The organism is Pilosibacter sp. NGB245 (genome assembly GCF_057397225.1).
In genome coordinates this window covers 2,820,540-2,841,434 of sequence record NZ_CM171584.1, presented here as the reverse complement: position 1 = coordinate 2,841,434, position 20,895 = coordinate 2,820,540, and the positions used below count along the sequence as shown (strand labels likewise).

General features: G+C 49.3%; 19 protein-coding genes. 12 read left to right on the top strand and 7 right to left on the bottom strand.

Annotation, left to right across the window (positions count from 1 at the left end; all coding sequences use genetic code 11):
* Nucleotides 1–44: 44 nt before the first annotated feature.
* The 5 genes from ACXMYH_RS12635 to fliB are packed head-to-tail and all read left to right on the top strand — an operon-like array spanning nucleotide 45 to nucleotide 4,142.
* Complete coding sequence (locus ACXMYH_RS12635) at nucleotides 45–1,235, top strand: MalY/PatB family protein (protein ID WP_486555017.1); 1,191 nt, start codon at nucleotides 45–47, stop codon at nucleotides 1,233–1,235.
* Nucleotides 1,232–1,726, top strand: a complete 495-nt coding sequence (locus ACXMYH_RS12630) for a YcxB family protein (RefSeq protein ID WP_486555016.1) — start codon at nucleotides 1,232–1,234, stop codon at nucleotides 1,724–1,726. Before ACXMYH_RS12635 ends, ACXMYH_RS12630 begins: the two co-directional genes overlap by 4 nt.
* Nucleotides 1,723–2,148 (top strand): tRNA (adenosine(37)-N6)-threonylcarbamoyltransferase complex ATPase subunit type 1 TsaE, encoded by a 426-nt coding sequence (gene tsaE / locus ACXMYH_RS12625; RefSeq protein WP_021905508.1) that lies wholly within the window; start codon nucleotides 1,723–1,725, stop codon nucleotides 2,146–2,148. Before ACXMYH_RS12630 ends, tsaE begins: the two co-directional genes overlap by 4 nt.
* Complete coding sequence (gene tsaB, locus ACXMYH_RS12620) at nucleotides 2,149–2,856, top strand: tRNA (adenosine(37)-N6)-threonylcarbamoyltransferase complex dimerization subunit type 1 TsaB (protein ID WP_215701834.1); 708 nt, start codon at nucleotides 2,149–2,151, stop codon at nucleotides 2,854–2,856.
* Nucleotides 2,853–4,142: a flagellin lysine-N-methylase gene (gene fliB, locus ACXMYH_RS12615; RefSeq protein ID WP_486555015.1), complete on the top strand. Its 1,290-nt coding sequence runs from the start codon at nucleotides 2,853–2,855 to the stop codon at nucleotides 4,140–4,142. The genes tsaB and fliB overlap by 4 nt, the downstream gene beginning before the upstream one ends.
* Before the next feature lie 56 nt (nucleotides 4,143–4,198).
* On the opposite strand, the gene ACXMYH_RS12610 is transcribed toward fliB, so the two are convergent.
* Complete coding sequence (locus ACXMYH_RS12610; protein ID WP_118532573.1) at nucleotides 4,199–4,972, bottom strand: IclR family transcriptional regulator; 774 nt, start codon at nucleotides 4,970–4,972, stop codon at nucleotides 4,199–4,201.
* A 190-nt stretch (nucleotides 4,973–5,162) separates the two neighbouring features.
* Between ACXMYH_RS12610 and ACXMYH_RS12605 the strand changes: the two genes are divergently transcribed.
* Together ACXMYH_RS12605 and ACXMYH_RS12600 are read left to right on the top strand one after the other, a co-directional pair.
* The gene (locus ACXMYH_RS12605) at nucleotides 5,163–6,530 is read left to right on the top strand and encodes a sodium/glutamate symporter family protein (RefSeq protein WP_215701837.1); all 1,368 of its coding nucleotides are present in this window, start codon (nucleotides 5,163–5,165) and stop codon (nucleotides 6,528–6,530) included.
* Nucleotides 6,531–6,545: 15 nt separating this feature from the next.
* Nucleotides 6,546–7,490, top strand: a complete 945-nt coding sequence (locus tag ACXMYH_RS12600) for an arginase family protein (protein WP_118298704.1) — start codon at nucleotides 6,546–6,548, stop codon at nucleotides 7,488–7,490.
* Nucleotides 7,491–7,520: 30 nt separating this feature from the next.
* On the opposite strand, the gene ymfI is transcribed toward ACXMYH_RS12600, so the two are convergent.
* The 6 genes from ymfI to ACXMYH_RS12570 all read right to left on the bottom strand — a co-directional run bounded on the left by ymfI (nucleotide 7,521) and on the right by ACXMYH_RS12570 (nucleotide 13,890).
* Nucleotides 7,521–8,249: an elongation factor P 5-aminopentanone reductase gene (ymfI, locus tag ACXMYH_RS12595; protein ID WP_486555014.1), complete on the bottom strand. Its 729-nt coding sequence runs from the start codon at nucleotides 8,247–8,249 to the stop codon at nucleotides 7,521–7,523.
* Between the two features lie 183 nt (nucleotides 8,250–8,432).
* A complete protein-coding gene (locus ACXMYH_RS12590) occupies nucleotides 8,433–9,101 on the bottom strand; it encodes an RraA family protein (protein ID WP_118532579.1) in 669 nt (222 codons plus the stop codon).
* A gap of 323 nt (nucleotides 9,102–9,424) precedes the next feature.
* On the bottom strand, nucleotides 9,425–10,678 hold the full coding sequence (locus ACXMYH_RS12585; RefSeq protein ID WP_486555013.1) for an SLC13 family permease: 1,254 nt from the start codon (nucleotides 10,676–10,678) through the stop codon (nucleotides 9,425–9,427).
* Nucleotides 10,679–10,690: 12 nt separating this feature from the next.
* A complete protein-coding gene (locus ACXMYH_RS12580; protein WP_486555012.1) occupies nucleotides 10,691–11,740 on the bottom strand; it encodes a lactonase family protein in 1,050 nt (349 codons plus the stop codon).
* A 260-nt stretch (nucleotides 11,741–12,000) separates the two neighbouring features.
* Nucleotides 12,001–12,867, bottom strand: coding sequence for a LysR family transcriptional regulator (locus ACXMYH_RS12575; RefSeq protein WP_486555011.1), 867 nt, complete (start codon nucleotides 12,865–12,867; stop codon nucleotides 12,001–12,003).
* 147 nt (nucleotides 12,868–13,014) lie between these two features.
* Nucleotides 13,015–13,890, bottom strand: coding sequence for a LysR family transcriptional regulator (locus tag ACXMYH_RS12570; RefSeq protein WP_486555010.1), 876 nt, complete (start codon nucleotides 13,888–13,890; stop codon nucleotides 13,015–13,017).
* A gap of 356 nt (nucleotides 13,891–14,246) precedes the next feature.
* Here ACXMYH_RS12570 and ACXMYH_RS12565 point away from each other — a divergent pair, with 356 nt between their 5' ends.
* From ACXMYH_RS12565 to sdaAA, 5 genes are all read left to right on the top strand, one after another.
* Complete coding sequence (locus ACXMYH_RS12565) at nucleotides 14,247–16,208, top strand: aconitate hydratase (protein ID WP_486555009.1); 1,962 nt, start codon at nucleotides 14,247–14,249, stop codon at nucleotides 16,206–16,208.
* Nucleotides 16,209–16,574: 366 nt separating this feature from the next.
* Complete coding sequence (gene trxB, locus ACXMYH_RS12560) at nucleotides 16,575–17,573, top strand: thioredoxin-disulfide reductase (protein WP_215703098.1); 999 nt, start codon at nucleotides 16,575–16,577, stop codon at nucleotides 17,571–17,573.
* A gap of 74 nt (nucleotides 17,574–17,647) precedes the next feature.
* On the top strand, nucleotides 17,648–18,946 hold the full coding sequence (locus tag ACXMYH_RS12555; protein ID WP_486555008.1) for a C40 family peptidase: 1,299 nt from the start codon (nucleotides 17,648–17,650) through the stop codon (nucleotides 18,944–18,946).
* 260 nt (nucleotides 18,947–19,206) lie between these two features.
* Nucleotides 19,207–19,884 carry an L-serine ammonia-lyase, iron-sulfur-dependent subunit beta gene (gene sdaAB, locus ACXMYH_RS12550; RefSeq protein WP_021905496.1) on the top strand — a complete coding sequence of 226 codons (678 nt, stop codon included), beginning with the start codon at nucleotides 19,207–19,209 and terminating at the stop codon, nucleotides 19,882–19,884.
* Nucleotides 19,885–19,898: 14 nt separating this feature from the next.
* On the top strand, nucleotides 19,899–20,780 hold the full coding sequence (gene sdaAA / locus ACXMYH_RS12545; RefSeq protein WP_486555007.1) for an L-serine ammonia-lyase, iron-sulfur-dependent, subunit alpha: 882 nt from the start codon (nucleotides 19,899–19,901) through the stop codon (nucleotides 20,778–20,780).
* Nucleotides 20,781–20,895: the final 115 nt, after the last annotated feature.

Here is a 20,895-nt window from a genome sequence, read left to right as displayed (position 1 = left end):
GACGGAGAAGCATCCGGCGAGCCGAAGAAATGGAGGAGTCATTCATGAAGTACAATTTTGATGAAGTGATCGATCGTAAGGGAACCCATGCAATGAAGGTTGAGCGCCTGCCGAAGGGAGCGGACAAGGATTCTCTTGCCCTCTGGGTAGCAGATATGGACTTTGCCTGCGCAGAACCGATCTTAAAGGCTCTCCATGAGCGGATCGACCGGAAAATCTTCGGATACACCATGTACGATGCGGACGAGTGTATGGACGCTGTGACAGGCTGGATGAAGAAGCGCTATGGCTGGGATGAGAGCAGAGAGAACCTGTTCTTCTGTCCGGGCGTTGTGGCTGCCTATGCAGCGCTCATCAACCTCCTCACGGAGCGGGGGGACGGGATCGTTCTCCAGCGCCCGATCTACTATCCATTTACGAATAAGGCCAACAGCAACGGCCGCATTCCGGTAGATAACGCCCTGATCTATGAGAACGGTGCTTACCGGATCGACTTTGAAGATCTTGATCGAAAGATGGCGGATCCGGCAAACAAGGTTCTCGTGGTGTGCAGCCCGCATAACCCGACAGGCCGTGTCTGGACAGAAGATGAGCTTAAAAAGACGGTTGAGATCTGTAAAAAATATGACAAATGGATCATCTGCGATGAGATCCACTGCGATCTGATCCGCCGCGGCGTGACCTTCACACCGATCATGAATGTGGCTCCGGAGTATGCGGACCGGATCGTTGTCTGCACGGCGCCGAGCAAGACCTTCAACCTTGCCGGAATGAAGACCTCCAACATCGTGATCCACAATAAAGAGCTTCAGAAAAAGTGGAAAGACTATGTGAATGGCAGCCTGTCTATGGACGGCGCTTCCGCTCTGGGCATGACGGCGATGATCGCGGCCTACACAGAGGGGGAAGAGTGGCTGGAGCAGCTGAAGGACTATCTGGATGGAAACTTCGCGTATATCGACGAATATTTAAAGAAATACCTTCCGAAGGCCCATCTCGTCAAGGCGGAGGGAACCTACCTCGCGTGGCTTGATCTCAACGGATACGTTGACCGGGATGAGAAAAAACTGGAAGAACTGATGCAGAAGAAAGCAAAGGTCGCTCTGGATGAGGGATATATCTTCGGTGATGAGGGACGCGGATTTGAGCGCATCAACGTCGCTTCCCCGCGCAGCGTCATCGAGGAGTGTATGAACCGGATCCGGACGGCATTTGAAGAGGAAAAATTGGTATGAAAATTCAGGTGAAAATGACAGCGAGAGATATTTTTGATTTCTCTATGTACAGCGCTTATTCGGGATTTGCCGGGATCTTTACGTTCGTGTTCCTGATCCTGGTCATCGGGATCCTCGGATACGCATGGAGCTCAGTGGAAGTGATGCAGAGAGTCATGCTTTTGGGCTGTATCATCCTTTTTGTGTTTGTCCAGCCGATCATGATCTGGATGAAGGCAAAGGCGCATGCGAAAACGACCGGATACTCAACGCCGATCAATCTTGACGTTTCGGATGAGCAGATCGGGGTCGAACAGGCCGGTGTGACCGGAGAGTTGAAATGGGATCAGATCTGGAAAGTCGTTCGGATCCCGAATATGTATATCATCAAGGTCGGACCGACAAACGGATATCTTGTGCCATTCCGGTCCATTGAAGGGAGAAAGCAGGAGTTTGTTGATTTCTGCAAGCGGAATCTTCCGCCGAAGAAGACGAAAGGATTAAAGGCATGATAAAGGAAACAAATGCACCGGAGGAGACCTTCGCCTTTGGAAAAATGCTTGGGGAACAGGCAAAGCCGGGCGAAGTGATCTGTCTGAACGGCGATCTTGGCGTCGGGAAAACAGTTTTTACGAAGGGCTTTGCTGAGGGACTCGGAATCACGGAGCCGGTAAACAGCCCGACCTTCACGATCGTCCAGCAGTATGACAGCGGAAGAATGCCGCTGTACCATTTTGATGTGTACCGGATCGGCGACATCAGCGAGATGGATGAGGTCGGATACGAAGACTGCTTCTACGGGGATGGTGTGACGCTCATCGAGTGGTCCAACATGATCGAGGAGATCCTGCCGGAACATGTGAAGACCGTCACGATCGAAAAGAACCTGGAGAAAGGTTTTGATTACAGAAAGATCACGGTGGAGGACAAATAGATGCGGATTTTAGGAATTGAGAGCTCCTCACTGGTGGCATCGACGGCCATCTATGAGGATGGGATCACGATGGCGGAATATACGGTGGATTTCAAGATGACCCATTCACAGACTCTGCTGCCGATGATCGATGAGATGGTAAAACTTGTCGGGATCGATCTGAACACGATCGATGCGATCGCGGTGTCAGGCGGTCCGGGATCCTTTACGGGACTCAGGATCGGCTCTGCGACTGCGAAGGGACTTGGACTGGCATTAAATAAGCCGCTGATCCATGTTCCGACGCTTGACGCGACAGCGTACAACCTGTTTGGCGCTTCCGGCCTGATCTGCCCGATTATGGATGCGAGAAGAAACCAGGTCTACACGGGAATCTATCGCTTTGAGAAGAAATTTGAGACCGTGATGGATCAGGATGCGATGGATATGGGCGAGCTGATCGGGAAGTTAAATGGAATGGGAGAGCGCGTGATCTTCTTAGGTGACGGTGTGCCGGTCTACGAGAAGCAGATATCGGAAAAAATGACTGTGCCTTACGATCTTGCCCCGGCCCATGTAAACCGACAGAGAGCCGCTTCTGTGGCCGCTCTGGGGGCTGTCTACTTTGCGGAAGGAAAGACGGAGACCGCCATGGAGCATAAGCCGGACTATCTGAGAAAGTCCCAGGCGGAGCGGGAACGTGAGGAGAGAGAGGCTAAGAACGCTTGATCATTCATTATCCAGGTTATTATAAAAAGTTTCGCTGTCTTGCGGGGGAATGTCCGGATACCTGCTGTATCGGATGGGAGATCACCGTGGACAGGGAGACGGAAAAAACATATCAGAAACTCCGGAAGGGGAAAAGTGAGCTGGCAGAGCGCCTGAGAAGATCAGTCCGCCGCCGTCTCATTATCCCGGACGGAGACAGATGCCCGTTCCTTGCTGGGGACGGGCTTTGTGATCTCTGCAGGGAATACGGGGAAGCGGCGATGACGAGGACCTGCAGGCGCTATCCGAGGCATGTGGAGGATTTTGGAGATATCCACGAGGTGGAGCTTTTATGTTCCTGCCCGGAGGCGGCGAGACTGATCCTGTCGGAGGATTTCCGGCTTATCACGAGGAACATGCCGGAGCGAAAAGGAAATACGGACGGGATCGATGAGGAGCGCCTGGCGCTTTGGTTTTCCGTCAGGGAGCAGGTGTTCGCGATGGCGGGAGACCGCAGAATGCCGCTTTGGGCTCGCATGAGGCGGATCCTGGCATTTTGTCATGACGTGCAGGGAAGACTGAGAAGAGAAGATACGGCTGGCGTGGAGGCGCTTGTGGAGCGGGCGAAAGAAAGCGTGCCGGGAAGATTGAAAGAAGCCGATCACAGGAAAAAAGATTGGAAAAAAACTAACGATGTATACACACCAGGGAAGGCAGACATGCATAACCTGGAAGAGCGTTTTTCCCTCATGGCGGATTTTTTCGCCGAGTTTGCATCCCTCTCCCCGATCGGACACGGATTCCCGGAACTTTTGGAGCGCAGCAGGACGTTTTTGTATCATTCGGAGGACAGCCGCAGCCGGTATGAGGAACGGCAGCAGGAGTTCCGCCGGAATATGCCGGAGACGGAAGTCTGTACGGAACGGCTCCTGTTCTATTTCCTGTATTCGTTTGTGATGCCGGGGTTCTACGATGGGGATCTTTATACGAAAGCGAAAATGGCTGTGCTTGGCGCCGTGGCAGCGGAAGAGCTGGAGATGGCGGAGTATTTCAGAAATCCCGGGAAGTATGGGAAGAGAACCGGAGAGGGCAGAGGGAAAGATGTAGAGCCTGTAATGTCTCTGGAAAATGATGAAATGGTCACAGAAAGATCTGCGAAAGAACGGATTTCAGCACTCTCCCGCACCGCGTATCTCTTTGTGAGACAGATAGAAAATTCAGCGGAAAACAGGGATCTGCTGGAACAATTATTAAAACAGCCGGAATTTGGGATCCGGCGGATTATAGAAACGAAAAGTTGGTTTTAATAGCTAAGAAAAGGTCCATGCAGGTATCGAGACAGATATTTGCATGGACCTTTTTACTATAGAGGAAGCGAAGAAATCTCGCGAGAAATTTTTTTGAGTTTTTCTGTCATCTTATTTAAAAGTTCTTCCTGAGCTCTTTGAACTGGAATACTTACACATATGGCTGCGATCGGACGTCCGGTATATTTATAAATTGGAACAGCTATATTTACGACACCTTCTTCATATTCTTCCTGTTCCAGGCAGATTCCGGAAGTATGTATTTTTTCCAATTTTTCTTTTAATGAGGAAAAATCAGAATCGCTGAGTGAAGAATGTCCCTCTGAAATCAAAATCTCTTTCAATGCATCACTGGAAAGACTGGATAAGAAGATATAGCCAGAAGCAGTGTGCATCAAAGGAAGCCATTTTCCGACAGCAACAGAAACACGCACTGGATGAGTGGATTCAACGTAGCTGGTACATAGAACCTGAGTGAGACCATTGATTTTTGAGTAGTGATAGACTCCGACCGTTTCATTAAACTCGGAAACCAATTGCTCAAGGTATGGCTGGCAAATGGTGGTGAGATTAATATTCTGATATGCCTTTGATGCGAGTTCGAAGACCTTTCCGCCTGTTTTATATGAAAGCGTATCAGGGCTTTGTTCCAGATACCCGCGTGCTTCCAGGGTTTTAATCAAATGAAAAGCAGTTGTTTTATTGAGATGACAATGTTCGGTAATTGTTGAAAGCTTTTGACCATTCCCACTGAAAACTGCGAATTCCAGGATATCAAGAGCGCGATGAACCGACTGAATTGTTTTTACGTTTTTTTCCAAATTATCCATAAGAATACCTCCGGATTAATCATAACATATCACAGAACGTTTTACAATATAAAACATAATAAAAAATAAGTTCCTATTGTGAAAAAATATTTGACAGACAGAAAAAGTGTTCTTATAATAAAAATGAGCTCAATTATAAAACCTGGTTTTATATTATAAAACACAAAGCAACTAATAAAGGAGGAAGATTATGACAGGATCACAGATTGATGTATTATTGAAAACAATGGCATTAGTTGGTACCTTGCTGTTGATTGGCACTTTTTTGCGTGCAAAAGTTAGTTTGTTTCAAAACCTTTTTCTTCCGGCTTGTGTGATCGGCGGGATTATCGGACTGATTTTAGGGCCGAGAATGCTGGGAGTGTTGCCGATTTCAGACGAGATCATGACAACTGCCTCTAATATGCCAGGTCGTTTTTTTGCACTGATCATTGCGGCATTACCGATGTGCAGTCAGAAATTAAAAAAGGGTGAATTGTTTCAACGGATCGATGCAATCAAGCTGGGAATTATCATTTCTTTGATCAGTGCGTTACAATTTGCAATTGGATTTCTAACCAATATTGTTTTTACAAAGCTTGGTCTTGAGATGTACTCCGGATATGGACTGGAAATGATGCTCGGCTTTTGCGGAGGACATGGAACAGCGGCTACAGTCGGAGGAATCCTGCAGAATCTTGGTCAGGACTATTGGGAAGTTGCCCAGGGTATGGCGATGACGTTTTCTACGATCGGTATGGTCGGTGGAATCATGATCGGAATCACGGTAATCAATATCGTCTCCAGAAAAGGATTAACCAATTATGTCAAAGATCCAGGTGCGCTTCCGAAAGAGATGAAAACAGGATTATACAGTACAGTAGATGAATGTCCTTCAGCAGGCCGCATTACAACTGCAGGAGGAAGCATTGATACACTTGGACTGCATTTAGCACTTATTTTCCTCTCTGTTGGTGCTGGATATGTCATTAACTACATGATCAATAAGTATCAAATCCCTGGTCTGACGTATTTAAGCTCATGGTTCTGGATGTTAATGTCGATGTATGTGATCTGGTTTGCAGTGCGCAAGTTAAATTGCGAACAGTATTTTGATGCAAATATAAAAAGCAGAATTCAGGGATGTGTCACAGATTTTATTGTAACAGCGGCTATTTTCAGTATGCCGATCGAAATGATCGCTGAATATTGGCTGCCGCTGCTTACAACTTCTGTTTTAGGATTTGTTGTGACAGTGAGTGTACTTTTATTCCTTGATAAAATGTATCTGAGCAAAGACTGGATCGAAAAATCGATGGGACCGTTGGGAATGCTCACTGGTGATTTTATTACCGGCGTTTTATTAACGAGAATGGTCGATCCGGACTTCAAGTCAGAGGCAATGGGAGATTTCTCTATTGCATATTCAATCAATACATTTTATTGTGTTGCAATGCTCGCAATTCTGTTCCCATTTGTTGTGAAACGCGGAGCGATGGCAGCGATGATCTTTACGGTAATTCATGCGGTTATTTTTATGGTAGCTTTATGTCTTGTCAATCTGAAAAAGAAGGGGTAAGGTGGGATTAGAAATATGAGAAAACTAAATGGATTATCAATTATCGAAAATGAATATTGCTATAACGAATGGAGATTCGATACGAGCACCAAAGAAAGAAAACGGATCCTGTCATCGATACGGGAGTACAGAGATCCAAGGGATACTACTTATTATAAAGAGTCTGGAACTTACCAAAAAGCGGGAGTTGATTATAAAGTCTTCAAAACAGACTTTGAAAGAAGGGAAAAATGTGAGCCCTATGAAGGAGTATTGAAAAATCTTTCGGATTTGGTTTGCAAAGAAATAAAAGAAGGAAACGGAATTCTGATGTCCAGTGGATACTGCGCGCATGCGCCTGCGATTGCCGGAGGAATTGAACGTGCAGTTGGTCCGGATAAGAAAATCGGAGTGATATGGATCGATGCTCATGCAGACAATCGAATTGCAGAAACTACAGAATCGTTAGATATCAGATTGGTTGGCGTTCCTGTTTCTGTCATGGTGGGACAGACAGCTGAAGATTATAGAAAAAAAGTTTGTGGTTTAACAGTCCCGATTGCAGGAGAGCATATCCTGGTTAGTGATGGTCGAATGAACATCCCGGAATTTGATGAGAATCTGAAAAATGCTGGTAGTAAAAAAGTTTCTGGAGAAATATTTGATGATCCGGAAAAATGGAAAGAAGAAATACAAAAACTTGCGGATCAGACAGATCTTTTATATTTGTCTGTGGATGCAGATATTCTTGCAGCTGAATGGATTCCAGCTTATGCGAAATATGTTCCGGACGGACATAGCTTAGAGACCGTGAAACAGAATGTACAGATCGTGATGGAAACAGGGAAAGTGATCGCATTTTCATTATTTTGCGTGGATTTTGACCGGTACGATATGGGAGGAGAAAAGACCTATAGCAGTGGAAAAGAAATTTTAGAGGCAGGATTGACATCCTGGAAACAGCTGCCGGATCTTGTATAAAAATAAGAAAGTTAAAACAATGGGGGCGGATTAGATCCAGCCCCCATCCATTTTAATGATCTGACCGGTCAGATATTCCGGTGCTTCGACGAGTTTCATGACGAGGTCAGCGACTTCCTCGGGTTTTCCCATGCGTCCGGCCGGGATCTCATCCAAAAGCATCGCATGTTCTTCCTCGGAGAGAAAACCGTTCATCTCGGTGTCGATCGCGCCGCAGGCGATCGCGTTGACCTGGATATTCGACGGGGCGAGTTCTTTTGCGAGAGCCATCGTGAGTCCGTTGACGCCGCCTTTTGTCGCGGAATATGCCGCTTCACAGGACGCGCCGCAGACTCCCCAGACGGAGGAGATATTGATGATCTTGCCACTGTGGTTGTGGATCATGCCTGGGATCGCGAGTTTTGCACAGTGGAAGACGGAGGAGAGATTCGCGGAGACGATCCGGTTCCAGTCTTCAAAGCTCAAGTCCTGTAAGAGCCCGATGATGGAGATCCCGGCGTTGTTTACGAGGACATCTACATGACCGAAGCGGGACTCGATCTCCTGAAACAGGCGCTTACAGTCTTCCGGATTTCCGACATCCGCCTGTACCGCCAGGCACTCTGCACCGAGCGCCTCCACTTCTTTTTTCACTTCTTCCATCCGGTCCGCACTTCTGGCGCAGTTGATCACGACCCGGTATCCGCAGGAAGCAAATTTTAAAGCCACGGCCCGCCCGATCCCGCGGGAGGAGCCGGTGACGAGAACTGTTTTTTTCATAGAGAGACACCTCATTTTTTATTTCTCCCTTTCATGTGTGGGAGAGATGTATAATTGCTCTTCAATCGAAGAGGGGAAAGTCGTCCGGCTTTCCGATGTGCGAAGTATAACATATCAGGTTAAATCATACAATGGTAACGATGAAAATCCCCCCGAAATATTTCGGAGGGATTTTGTGTAAGTTTATTTCTGCTGTCTCGCCTCATTCAGGCTCATTCCGCCGCGGACGAGGTCTTCGATCCGGTCTTCCTTTGCTTTGATCTTTTTGGCTTCTTCGAGAACTTCCTTTAAATGTGCACTTGGAACGACGGCAACGCCGGTGCGGTCCATAAGGATGAGGTCTTCCGGGCAGATCTGGACGCCGCCGATGAATACCGGGACATCGGTGTCAACCGTCTCCATGAAACGGGCGCTTTTTACCGGGCTTGTGCTGCCCAGATAGACCGGGAATTTCAGGTCTGCGATCTCGTCGATGTCGCGGAGACTTCCGTTTGTGAGTTCCCCCATCACGCCGCGCATCTGGGCTCTTGTGGCTAACATGGCGCCGCCTGTGGCGATATCGGTGAGACCGGTCGCTTCGATGACGAGAAGATCGCCGTATTCGGTCTGGGTGTCGATGATGGATGCCTGTTTTGTCAGTGCTTTTCCGTCGAATGCAGTCTTTCTGCGCATCTGGCGGATCGTTTTCGCAAAGCCTGCAGTACGCGGCTGGTAGACATCCAGAGCGTGAAGTCCGAGTACAACTCCGGAGCGGAGTCCGAGATTGTCCATGGCATCGGAGATGTTTGCAGTCGGAAATTTTTTGTAGTTTTCGATCCAGTAGGTTCGTTCTTCTTTATTGAACATGGTCATTTGTATCACAGCGTTTCTGCATTCATACAGCTGTGATTCTCCTTTCTAAATAATGATAGATCATTTCTGGAAGAACCATTTGAATTCTTCCCAGGCGGTCATAATTTGATTTTAGTATATCAGAAAAACAGCAGGGATTTTATGAATTTGGCGCAATTCATCATGCCAAAATGTCATGAAGATTCATTCCTTAAATTTATTACTTTTTAAGAAAAATGCCCGATGAAGATTCACCAGGCATTCCAAAGGATGTATTTGGGACCTTCAGTCCCTGAATGAACAAAAAAATGGAATAATCGAAATTATTTAGCAAATTAGCATATTCATGCAATAATCTTATAAATTCCAATAAAAGCGAATACTGCCAACACCGCAAGCGCGATGAAGGATACAGCGAACAGCTCGACAAACAGTCTGTTCTGCGGGAATTTTTCATCTGCGTCCTCCTGCTGTGCAACACCTGCCATGATGAGGGCACCGGTAGTGGAGATCGGTGTAAAGCCGGAAACAGTTCCTCCGATAACGATCACGGAGACAAGCTCTAATGCGGTCACGCCGCCGATACTTGCAGCGAGTCCGCTGGCTGTCGGAATCAGGGTCGGAAATACGACACCGAGACCGGAACTGAAGAAGGACATGAGACCTGCTGCGATCGCCATGATCGTTGCGGCTGTCTTCGGTCCCATAACGGATTCCAGACCGTCGACCATGATGTCGATACCACCGGAGAGGGAGATGACATTCATTAAGATGCCGACACCGAGAACCATGATGATCACGTTCCACGGGATCATCTTGAACGCAGTCTTTTCATCGCCGCATCCAAGTACGATCAGAACGGAACCGACGGTAAATCCTGTGAGACCGACATTCCATGAAAAGAACAGGGCACCGATGGCGAGAGCGGCAAGCCCCGCGAGGGAGAGCCACTGATTTTTGCTGAATTTCGGAAGAACGTCCTCATGATCTGTATGCGGAGCGACCTTCCATCCTTTGTAGTAGATGTACACGAGAACAGCCACGACAAGAGCTGTCACAGTGAGGCACATCATGATCGGAACAGTATTTCCGGTAAGTCCCTGTGCTTCCATAAGCTCACGGACAACGGCACTCTCCGGAGTCAGCGGGCTCATACGTCCGGACATAACGCCGAGATCGCCGATGATTGCCGTCATGATCGGGTTCACACCTGCGGATATCGCAACCGGGATCGCGATGACCGGAACGATCGCGAGAGACGGGATAGCTCCCGGTCCCACCGCACAGATCAGGAATCCGAGCAGGTACATGACGAACGGGATCAGCGCCTTGTGCGGTCCGACAAGCGCTACCATTTTTTTTGCGAGAAGCTCCAGAGTTCCGTTTTCGTTGATGATGGCAAACAGATATGTGATGCCGATCATCTGCATACAGAGGGAGGAACTGAAGCCTTTGATGATGTCTCCAGCCTTGATCCCGTAGACGAGGCCGAGGATCATGGAGAAGCCGATACATAAAATTCCGACATTTGCCTTGCGGACAAAGCCGATAACGATGGCTGCTAAAAGAGCAATCAGTGAAATAAGACCAAGATTCATATGTGCACCTCCCTATCGGAATGTGATGCAGACCGGACTTTCGGCTGCGATCACGCGGCCGGTGTATTCCATGCGGCCCTGTTCAGAGTCAAGTTTCATCTCGATAATGGTATCGCTGTCCTCATTTGCCATATAGAAACGGCTGTAATCCGGATTGAAGGTAATGAAACGTGGGGTGAGACCCATTGCCGGGTAGTAGCCGAGCTCCTTCATATAACCGGTCTCCTGATCGATGCGGTAGAGAACGATGGATTCGTGGATGCGGTTGGAACCGATGAGGATCTCACCGTTTTTATCAAGGAGAGAGGCGCTGGCCTGTCCTTCGCCTGTGTAGGTTTCCGGAAGTGTCGGCAGATTCTGACGTGCATGAAGCTTTCCATTCTCAGCATCAAAGCCGAAGTATGTCATTTTATTGCCTTTTTCATTGATCAGGTATGCGTAGCGGTTGTTCGGATGGATCGCGATGTGGCGCGGCTCATCGTACTCTCTGGAGCGGAAGCAGTCGGTCTCGGTGAGAGTCCCGTTTTCTGCGTCAAAGCGGTATACGAGAACCTGACCGTAGCCCTGGATCCTTCCCTGGGTCACAACAAAAAGGTAGGTCTTTGTCTGATCCCAGATACACTGGTGTGCGAAGGAGACAGTTCCCTCTTTTTTGCCAGGAAGATGAGTCTCAGAGACGATCTCGCCGAGGCTTCCGTCTTCATTTCTCTTAATGACATAGACAGCGCCGCCCTGAAGAGCAGCAACGACTAAAAAGCGGTTTGTTCTGTCAGCAGTGATGAACACCGGATTTTTTCCGCCGATATCGATCATATTTAACGGAGATAAAGTTCCGTCTTCAAGAATTTTATAGCTGGAGACTTTTGTCTTGTCTCCGTGTATGGAATAGAGAAAATTTCCCTCATTGTCGAGTGTCTGGTAGGATGGATTTTCCTCCTCCGTTTTTAAACACTGGATCAGGTTCCAGTCTCCGGTCTTGTCGTTGATCTCGAAAACTTTTAAGCCTTTTCCGCGTGCATTTCGTTCTTTTGTTGTTCTGCAGCCCACATAAGCGTAGCTCATTTCCTTTTCCTCCTGAGATGAATATAGATCATATAAAAGATACCCACTTGATCACGTTACGGGATTCCCAGATCCGATGCCGGATTTTCTGCAGCCGGAGTGATGGCTTCAGGGAAAGATCGGAGGGATCCTGTCTTGTGATATCTTTATGATAAATTATTAACATGTCAAATGGAAATTCAGGAAAAGAATAGGCGCGGTATTCCATTATGGAATATCACGCCGGATTACAAACAGGTTTCAGACAGCCGGATCCAATTTCAGTTTACTCCGTAATAGTTTTCCACAAACCGGATAAAATCAGAGATTCCCTCGCTTTTATAGCAGCGGTCCGAGATCAGCATGGAGACTTTTCTGGAAACAGGATTTCTGTCCCGGTCATAAGCAGGGATCAGCTGTAGTTTTTCCTCGTCGATCTTCCAGTCATCTCCGAACACGAAACAGATCCCGAGCCCGTTTTCTGCCATTTCGATGGCGATGTCAAAGTAGGGAACCTGCTGTTTCTCATGGGGACTGCTTCCGAACTGACTTTTCCACCATTGATTGATGATCATGCGGACCATCGGATTATAGAAGGTCTCGATGAGTGGCATATGTTCGATGGAATCCATGGTTGCTGTTTTCGGGGCAACGATGTAGAGCTCTTCCTGAAACAGGCATACCTGGTCACCGAGATACGGGAAATCGCCGCAGACGAGACCGATATCGATCGTATCGTCGATCAGATCCTTTAAGATCACGTCGCTGGAGTTGGAAATTGTCTTGATATAGAGATTGGCTCCGCTTTTCTGGTATGCGGCGAGGAGTTTCGGAAGATGGCGCTTTGCAAACGAGTTCGGGACGCCGATTTTTAAGGATTCCATCTTTGTATAGCGGTCTGCAAAGTGGTCCTCGATCTCCTGGAGAAAATCCAGCATGATGTTTGCCTTCTGTACCAGATATTTTCCGTCTTCTGTGAAAGTTACGCCGCGGCTTGTCCGTTCCACGAGCTGGCGGCCCCACTCGCTCTCGATCGACTGCAGCCGCTTTGTCAGGGCGGACTGGGTCATAAAGAGGGATTCGGCGGCTTTTGTGATGCTTCGTTTTTCATATAATACTTTCAAAATTTTCCAGTCAATGTTTTTCATAGAAATTCCTTCTTCCAATAAAAGACGAAAATGAAGCAGCAAGGGGCAATTTGGCTGTCAGTGCAGGTACATTATTTTCTGGACACGCGCATGTCAGGCGTTTTTCATCTTGCGGTGATTAGACGCTTACGGAGCCAGATCGGACGGTCATTCGGAAACTTTCGCAGAAAGTGATTCCGTATATTTTATAAAATCGGCAAGTTTCTCAGGCAGCCGTTTCTCCTTTGGATACACAAACCAGGTTCTTCTGGTCACAGGAGTCCCGTCTGGCCATGTAAGCGGCGTGAGCGTCAGTTGATACCGGTTCTCAAAGTTTTCCGGCAGAAAGCTCAGGGCATAGCCCATCCCCTCATCGATCAGCTTCCATGCTCCGTCAATGTGCCCGACCATCATTCCGGACGGGTAAGCGCTCTCAAAGCACATTTCCCACCATCTGTTCAGGATCCCGGTCGTTTTTTCATTTGTCTTATAGTCCAGCCGGTGCATTCCGGGAAGCGCGGACAGTTCCACAGGCGTTTTTGAGACAAGAAAACCCCGTGTCTCACCTAAGAGAGTCCGGTTTACCGGTCCCTCGTAGTCCCCGCGCAGAAATCCTACGTCCACAGAACCATCGAGAACCTGGCGGTAAAGTGCATCACTGGAATCATTGACGATCCGGAATTTTACATTCGGATGTGTTACCTGGTACGGAACAAGCACATCCGCGAGCGAGTATTTGCTGTAAGTATAGGAAGCGCCGATCACGATCTCCGTCAGTGCGGCCTCCTGCAGTTTTTTTAATTCATCCTTTGTGTCGCGGAACAGATCCAGATATTTTTCCGCCTGTGTCGCAAGAAAATTTCCTTCAGCGGTAAATGTCAGGCCTTTTGGCGTCCGGTCCACAATGGTACATCCCCATTCGGTTTCCATCTGTTTTAAACGCTTTGTCAGGGTCGGCTGCGTCATAAAAAGCAGATTTGCCGTTTTCGTCAGATTTGATGTTTTATGCAGTTCATAAAGAATTCTCCAGTCGGAGTCTTTCATGGAAAAATCACATCCCTTAAGTCATGGTAACGATTCCGGGGCGAGAAATACGCAGACCTACGGAATCGTTTTATGGATTCGTAGTATTATTTTACGACAGAATCGGCAGCTTGTCCCGTTTTTTAGAGAAAAATTTTGCTTTTGCAAGTACCCCATTCCACTTTTGAATCATTTCATTCCACCTTTCAATTTTATTTTCCCGGCTGCCGATGATATGATGAGACCAGATCGAAAGTAATTTGAGCGTGATCGGCGCCGCAAAATTTCAGAAAGTCAGAGTCGGCAGATCGTGCAGATGAAGAAGAAAATAAAAAAGTGAAAACAGCAGTTATGAAGATTGTGATGGAGGTTTTACCATGGGAAAATCATTGACCAGAAAAATTATCGAGTCCCACTATGTTTCCGGCAGCATGACTCCGGGCGAGGAAGTTTTTATTAAAGTGGACCAGACCTTAACCCACGACATCAATGCCGTTATGACATACCTGGCATTTGAAGCGATCGGCCTTGACCGGATCCGCACGGAGTGCAGTGTCAGCTACCTGGACCACAACCTGCTCTATGTGGACAATAAGACGCCGGATGACCATATCTACTTACAGTCTGCGGCAAAGCGATTTGGTGTCCATGTCTCCAGGCCGGGAAACGGGATCTGCCATGCGGTCCATGTTGCAAGATTCGGAATTCCGGGAAAGGTCAGCATGGGCGGTGACAGCCACACTCCGCACGGCGGCGCGATCGGCATGCTCTGTATCGGAGTCGGCGGAATGGATGTTGCGACTGCAATGACCGGTGTTCCGATGCGCCTCACCATGCCGCGTGTCGTGAAGGTAAATCTTACCGGTTCCCTGAAACCCGGCTGTAACCCGAAGGAAGTCATCTTAAAAATGCTCCAGCTCGTCACGATCAAAGGCGGACTTGGAAATGTATATGAGTATGTAGGACCAGGCGCAGCAGCTCTGGAGGTCCCGGCGAGAGCCACGATCGCCAATATGGGTGCTGAGATGGGTGCGACAACCTCGATTTTCCCGGCGGATGCGCAGGTGAAAAAGTTCATGACTGCGCAGGGACGCGGCGACCAGTATGTGGAAATGCTGCCGGACGAGGATGCGGAATATGATGAATGCATCGACATCAACTTAAGCGAGTTGGAACCGCTGATCTCATGTCCACACCAGCCGGACAACGTCATACCGCTAAAGGATGCAGAGAAAAAGCGCGTTCAGCAGGTATTTATCGGAAGCTGTACGAATGCGAGCTATGCAGATATCGCAAAAGCTGCTCTCGTGTTCAAAGGACATCATGTCAACGATGACGTGAGCTGCACATGTGCGATCGCTTCGAAACAGACTTACCGTGAGCTGCTGCGTGACGGTTATATCGATATGCTGCTCGCAGCAGGAGTCCGGATCCTTGAGATCGCATGCGGCCCGTGCTGCGCGATCGGCCAGACACCGGCAACAGACGGAGTCGCTGTCCGCACTTCCAACCGTAACTTCAAGGGACGCGCCGGAAATCCGACTGCGAAGATCTACCTGGTAAGCCCGGAAAGTGCCGCTGCGACTGCGATCATGGGAACATTTGCGACCGCAGAGGACATCATGGGCGAGAACGTGAAGATCCTCGGCGAGATCAAAGAGCCGGATCAGTACATTGTTGACGATTCCATGATCATTCCTCCGCTCTCCGAGGAGGAAGCGAAAAAGGTTGAGATCGTCCGCGGACCGAACATCAAGTTCCTTCCGGTGCCGGAAGCTCCGACCCAGTATCTCTGTGCACCGATCAGCTTAAAGGGGCGTGACAACATCTCGACGGATGATATCACCCCGGCCAGCGCGGAATTCTCCAGCATGCGCTCCAATATTCCGCTGATGTCCCAGTACTGCTACCACCGTTATGATCCGGAGTTTGCGGCACGTGCAAAGGCGATGGGAAAGAGCATCATTATCGGCGGCGAAAACTATGGCCAGGGATCTTCCCGTGAACATGCGGCCATCAACCCGATGTACCTCGGCGTCAAAGCGGTAATCGCAAAGAGCATCGCGAGAATCCACAAGGGAAACCTTGTAAACCACGGCGTGATCCCGATGTTATTCGAAAATCCGGCCGACTACGACCGTCTTGACCAGAATGATGAGCTGGAGTTTACGGATCTGCTCGATCAGATCCTGACAAGATCCATTCTCATCAAAGATAAGACGAAAGACTTCACCTTCCGCGCACGCCTTGACCTTACGGATAATGAGATCGCAGTTGTGCTGAGCGGCGGCCAGCTGTCCTTCTTAAAGAAGCAGCTTGCGGCGGAAAGAGAAAAATAAACAGCTGGAAAATTCCCTGAATGCAATGGTTTCGTCCCATCCCTCTGTACTTCAACCAGGGACGGACCGTTACAGATAAATATGCTGCAGGATGCAGCAAAGATACCTTCAATATCCTTTAATACCCCAAGTGAATTGATCAGGATGTAGAAAAACGCAGTCGTACTCCCTCGTATGGCTGCGTTTTTCTGTATTTTGCCACAGGAATGCCACTTAAATTTCAGTGAAACTGATTGTATAATAGATATATATGGTGCTATACTATACAAGGCGTATTTTTGTGTTTTGTGACCGCCTGGTGCGGACATGAAGAACAGGATGTGCGGAAAATGTATCACATATATCGATTCTGAGATTGGAGGCATCATGGAACAGATTTATGATCTGATCATTATCGGTTCCGGTCCGGCGGGACTCGGGGCTGCGATCTACGCAAAACGCGCGGAGCTTGAGACACTCGTGATCGAAAAAGAGATGATGAGCGGCGGACAGGTGCTTACAACATATGAGGTAGACAATTATGCCGGACTTCCGGGGATCGGCGGCTTTGATCTCGGAATGAAATTCCGGGAACATGCCGATAAGCTTGGAGTGGAATTCGCAAAAGATACCGTACAGAAGATCGAAAGTGCGGAGTCCGCAGACGCATCCGGGAAGGAAGAGGAGCAGGAACTCCTGACGGCAGCAGAAGCCGGGGCGGAGCGCCCGCCTGTGATCTATCAGGTTGTCTGCAAAAAGGAGACGAGACTTGCGAGAGCGGTCATCATCGCTTCCGGGGCGCACCACAGAAAGCTTGAGATCCTGGGAGAGGCGGAGTTTACGGGAAAAGGTGTTTCCTACTGCGCGACCTGTGACGGTGCGTTTTTCCGGAAAAAGACGACTGCGGTGATCGGCGGCGGGGATGTTGCCCTTGAGGATGCGATCTTCCTCGCGAGACTCTGCGAGAAAGTCTATGTGATCCACAGAAGAGACGAGTTCCGGGGAGCGAAGAGTTTACAGAAGCGTCTGATGGAGCTTCCGAATGTGGAGATCCTGTGGGATACAGTCCCGGAAGAAATTGTCGGAACAGATAAGGTGGAAACACTCAGAATTTTAAATAAGAAGACCGGGGAGAAGAATGACCTGGCTGTGGACGGCGTGTTCGTCGCGGTCGGGATCACCCCGAACAGTGAGATATTCAGAGGATCCGTGGAGATGGATCCGGCGGGATATATCGCAGCCGGCGAGGACGGAAGGACAAATGTTCCGGGAATTTTCGCGGCCGGGGATGTCCGTACAAAGGCGCTCCGCCAGATCGTGACGGCGGTGGCGGACGGCGCGAACTGCGTCGCATCGGTGGAAGCTTATCTGAACGGGCAGAATTAAGTATATCGACAGCTTTTGACAGGATGCAGAATTAAGACGGGATTGCCGGTAATTGACAGGAGAAAAGAAAAAGAATGAACAGAGCAGGAAGAATCATCGCGTTCTGCGGGCTGAGCATGGCGCTCATGATGCCGCAGGCTGCTTATGCGGCTGAGACGCTTTCGGTGCAGGTGAGCGCCAGAGAGGGGATCACGACCGTTGGAAATAAACAGTCGGCTTACGATAATGTGGCGATCTCCCACGTGAGCAACTATGTAAATATCCGTTCTGAGGCGAACACCTCCAGCAGTATTGTCGGAAAGATCTACAATAACTGTGCGGCGACGATCCTTGCAACGGTGGACGGAGAGGGAGGAACCTGGTATCAGATCCAGTCCGGTTCCGTTAAAGGTTACATAAAATCAGAATATTTTATTACCGGTGCTGAGGCTGAGAAGATCGCAAAGAATGTGGGAACTGTATATGTCACAGTCAGCGCGGACGGTTTAAATCTCCGCGAACAGCCGAATATGAACAGCGCGGTCCTCACAACACTTTCCAAAGATTCAGAATATCTGGAAGTGAAGGAAGACGGCGATTTTATCGAGATCCAGGTCGATGAATCCCTGAGCGGATATGTTCATAAGGATTATGTCACACAGAGGGTAGAGTTCAAGCAGGCGGTCAGCGTTGAGGAAGAAAAGCAGAAAGCTGAGGAGGCTGCCCGGATCAAGAAAGAGGCGGACGATGCGATCGCAAAGGTTGAGGAGCTGAAAAAGGAATCCGGACAGAGCACGGAAAATAAGGACACTCCGTCAACCTCGATCGGTATGATCGCGCAGAATCCGAATGCGGACAACGGAACGACGAAGGAGCAGACGAACCAGAGCAGCCAGGGCAGCACAAGCCAGAATACCGGCAATACGGCAGGTCCGGGCGGTGACGGCAGTAATACTTCCACAGGCAGCAGTACGGGAACCTCCGGAAGTTACCAGGATACCCAGAACGGACCGGGAAGTGCGGTATATGATTCTGCAGTCCGCACAGCGATCGTGGCTTATGCGAAACAGTTCCTCGGAAATCCGTATGTATACGGTGGGACAAGCCTGACAAACGGAGCGGACTGTTCCGGATTTACGATGCGGATCTTTGAGCATTTTGGAGTTTCCACCGGACGTACTTCGAGAGATCAGGCATCGAACGGAAAGCAGATCTCCCTGTCTGAGATCCAGCCGGGTGACCTTCTGTTCTATGCGAGCGGAAAGACGATCAACCACGTTGCGCTCTATATCGGCGATGGAAAGATCATTCACGCCAGCACGTCAAAGACCGGTATTATTATTTCCAACGCGTATTACAGAACGCCGGCGAAGGCGGTTACGTTCCTGAATTAAGGCACTCCTGCCCGGAGACTTGCCGCTGGGAGTTGTCGGGAATAGAGAGAAGAACAAGCGAAGAATTACAGCAGGAACTATAAAAAAGAAACGATAAGGAGCTGTGGAAAAACAGCTCCTTTTTGTGTATAATAGTGGATAGTGCAGTATGTAGAAAAAGGAAAGCAAAACGGCAGCTGCGTTTTATAATCCAGCGCTGCGTATTTTCCATGCAGCATCATGGCCGTTTTGCGAAAAATACAGGAAATGAGGAAACAGGTATGAATGAGATCGGAACGTTCGATATTCTCGGACCGAATATGATCGGACCGTCAAGCTCTCACACGGCGGGAGCGCTGAGGATCGCCTTTATCGCCGGAAAAATGGTGGAGAAACCGGTGTCGGTGCGCTTTGTTCTCTATGGCTCTTTTGCGCGCACGTACCATGGACACGGCACGGACCGGGCGCTGGTCGGCGGTATCTTAGGGTACCATCCGGATGATGAGAGGATCCGCGATTCGTTTGAGTACGCGAAGGAGGCGGGACTCCAGTTCAGTTTTGAGGAGAATTTTACGGACAAGGAGATCTATCCGAACACGGTGGACATCTATGTGAAGGATGAGAACGGGAATGAGATGTCCCTGCGCGGAAAGTCCATCGGCGGCGGAAATGCGGTCATTACGCGGTTAAATGGCGTTGATGTGGATCTCACTGGAAATTACAGTACGATCGTAGTCCAGCATATCGATAAGAAGGGAACGCTTGCATTCGTGACGGCAGTTTTAAGTGCATACGACTTAAATATCGGTTCCCTGCGCCTCTACAGGGAGAGCAAGGGCAAGATGGCCTATGCGATCATTGAAGTGGACACGACGGTCTCAAACCAGGTGGTAAACGCTCTGCGCGGCTTTGAGGCGGTCAAAAATGTACTTTTGGTTCCGGCGATCAATCTGGACTGACGGGAGGGAAAACGATGAATTTTACAAATGGAGCAGAACTTTTAGAGTACTGTGAGAAAGAAAAGAAAACGATCTCCGAGGCGATGTTTGAGCGGGAGACGACCTTCCTGGAGCAGGATCCGGAAAAGACGAAGGAAAAGATGAAAAAGGCATGGTCGATCATGCAGGCGTCGGCGAAAAAGCCGTTGAAGGAGAACATCGTCAGCATGGGCGGCATGATCGGCGGGGAGAGCCGGAAGCTGCACACACTCCGGGAGAACGGAAAGAATATCTGCGGGGATGTGGTCTCAAAGGCGATCGCTTACGCAGTGGGAGTTCTTGAGGTCAACGCATCCATGGGACTTATCGTGGCTGCACCGACCGCAGGATCTTCGGGAGTGATCCCGGGAGTTTTCTGTTCGCTGCAGGAAAATTTCGGATTTACGGATGAGGAGATCTGCAAGGTGCTGTTCAATGCGGCGGCAGTCGGCTACCTGATCACGAGAAATGCAACAACGGCAGGAGCGGAGGGCGGCTGTCAGGCGGAGGTCGGAGCGGCGAGTGCGATGGCGGCGTCCGCGGCCGTGGAGCTTCTCGGAGGAACTCCGGTACAGTGTCTCGATGCGGCATCCTTTGCGATCGTGAATATTTTAGGACTCGTCTGTGATCCGATCGGAGGACTGGTTGAAAATCCATGCCAGAACCGGAATGCGATGGGCGCTTCGAATGCGCTGATCTCAGCAGAACTCTCCATGGCCGGGATCCGGAGCATCACCCCGATCGATGAGACGATCGGAGTCATGTATGCGGTCGGACGTTCGATCCCGTCGGAGCTTCGCGAGACATCCCTCGGCGGGATGGCAGTCGCGAAGAGCGCATGTGAGGCGTGCGCGGCGTGTGCAAAAAAGAAGAGATAAAAGAAGACAAAGAACAGGCGATAACCGATTTCAGATCAGGTACCGCCTGTTTTTCTACTGATCCGGAGAACCGGTCACTGTACGATGATCCGTATCGGTGCCGCTATCCGGTGAT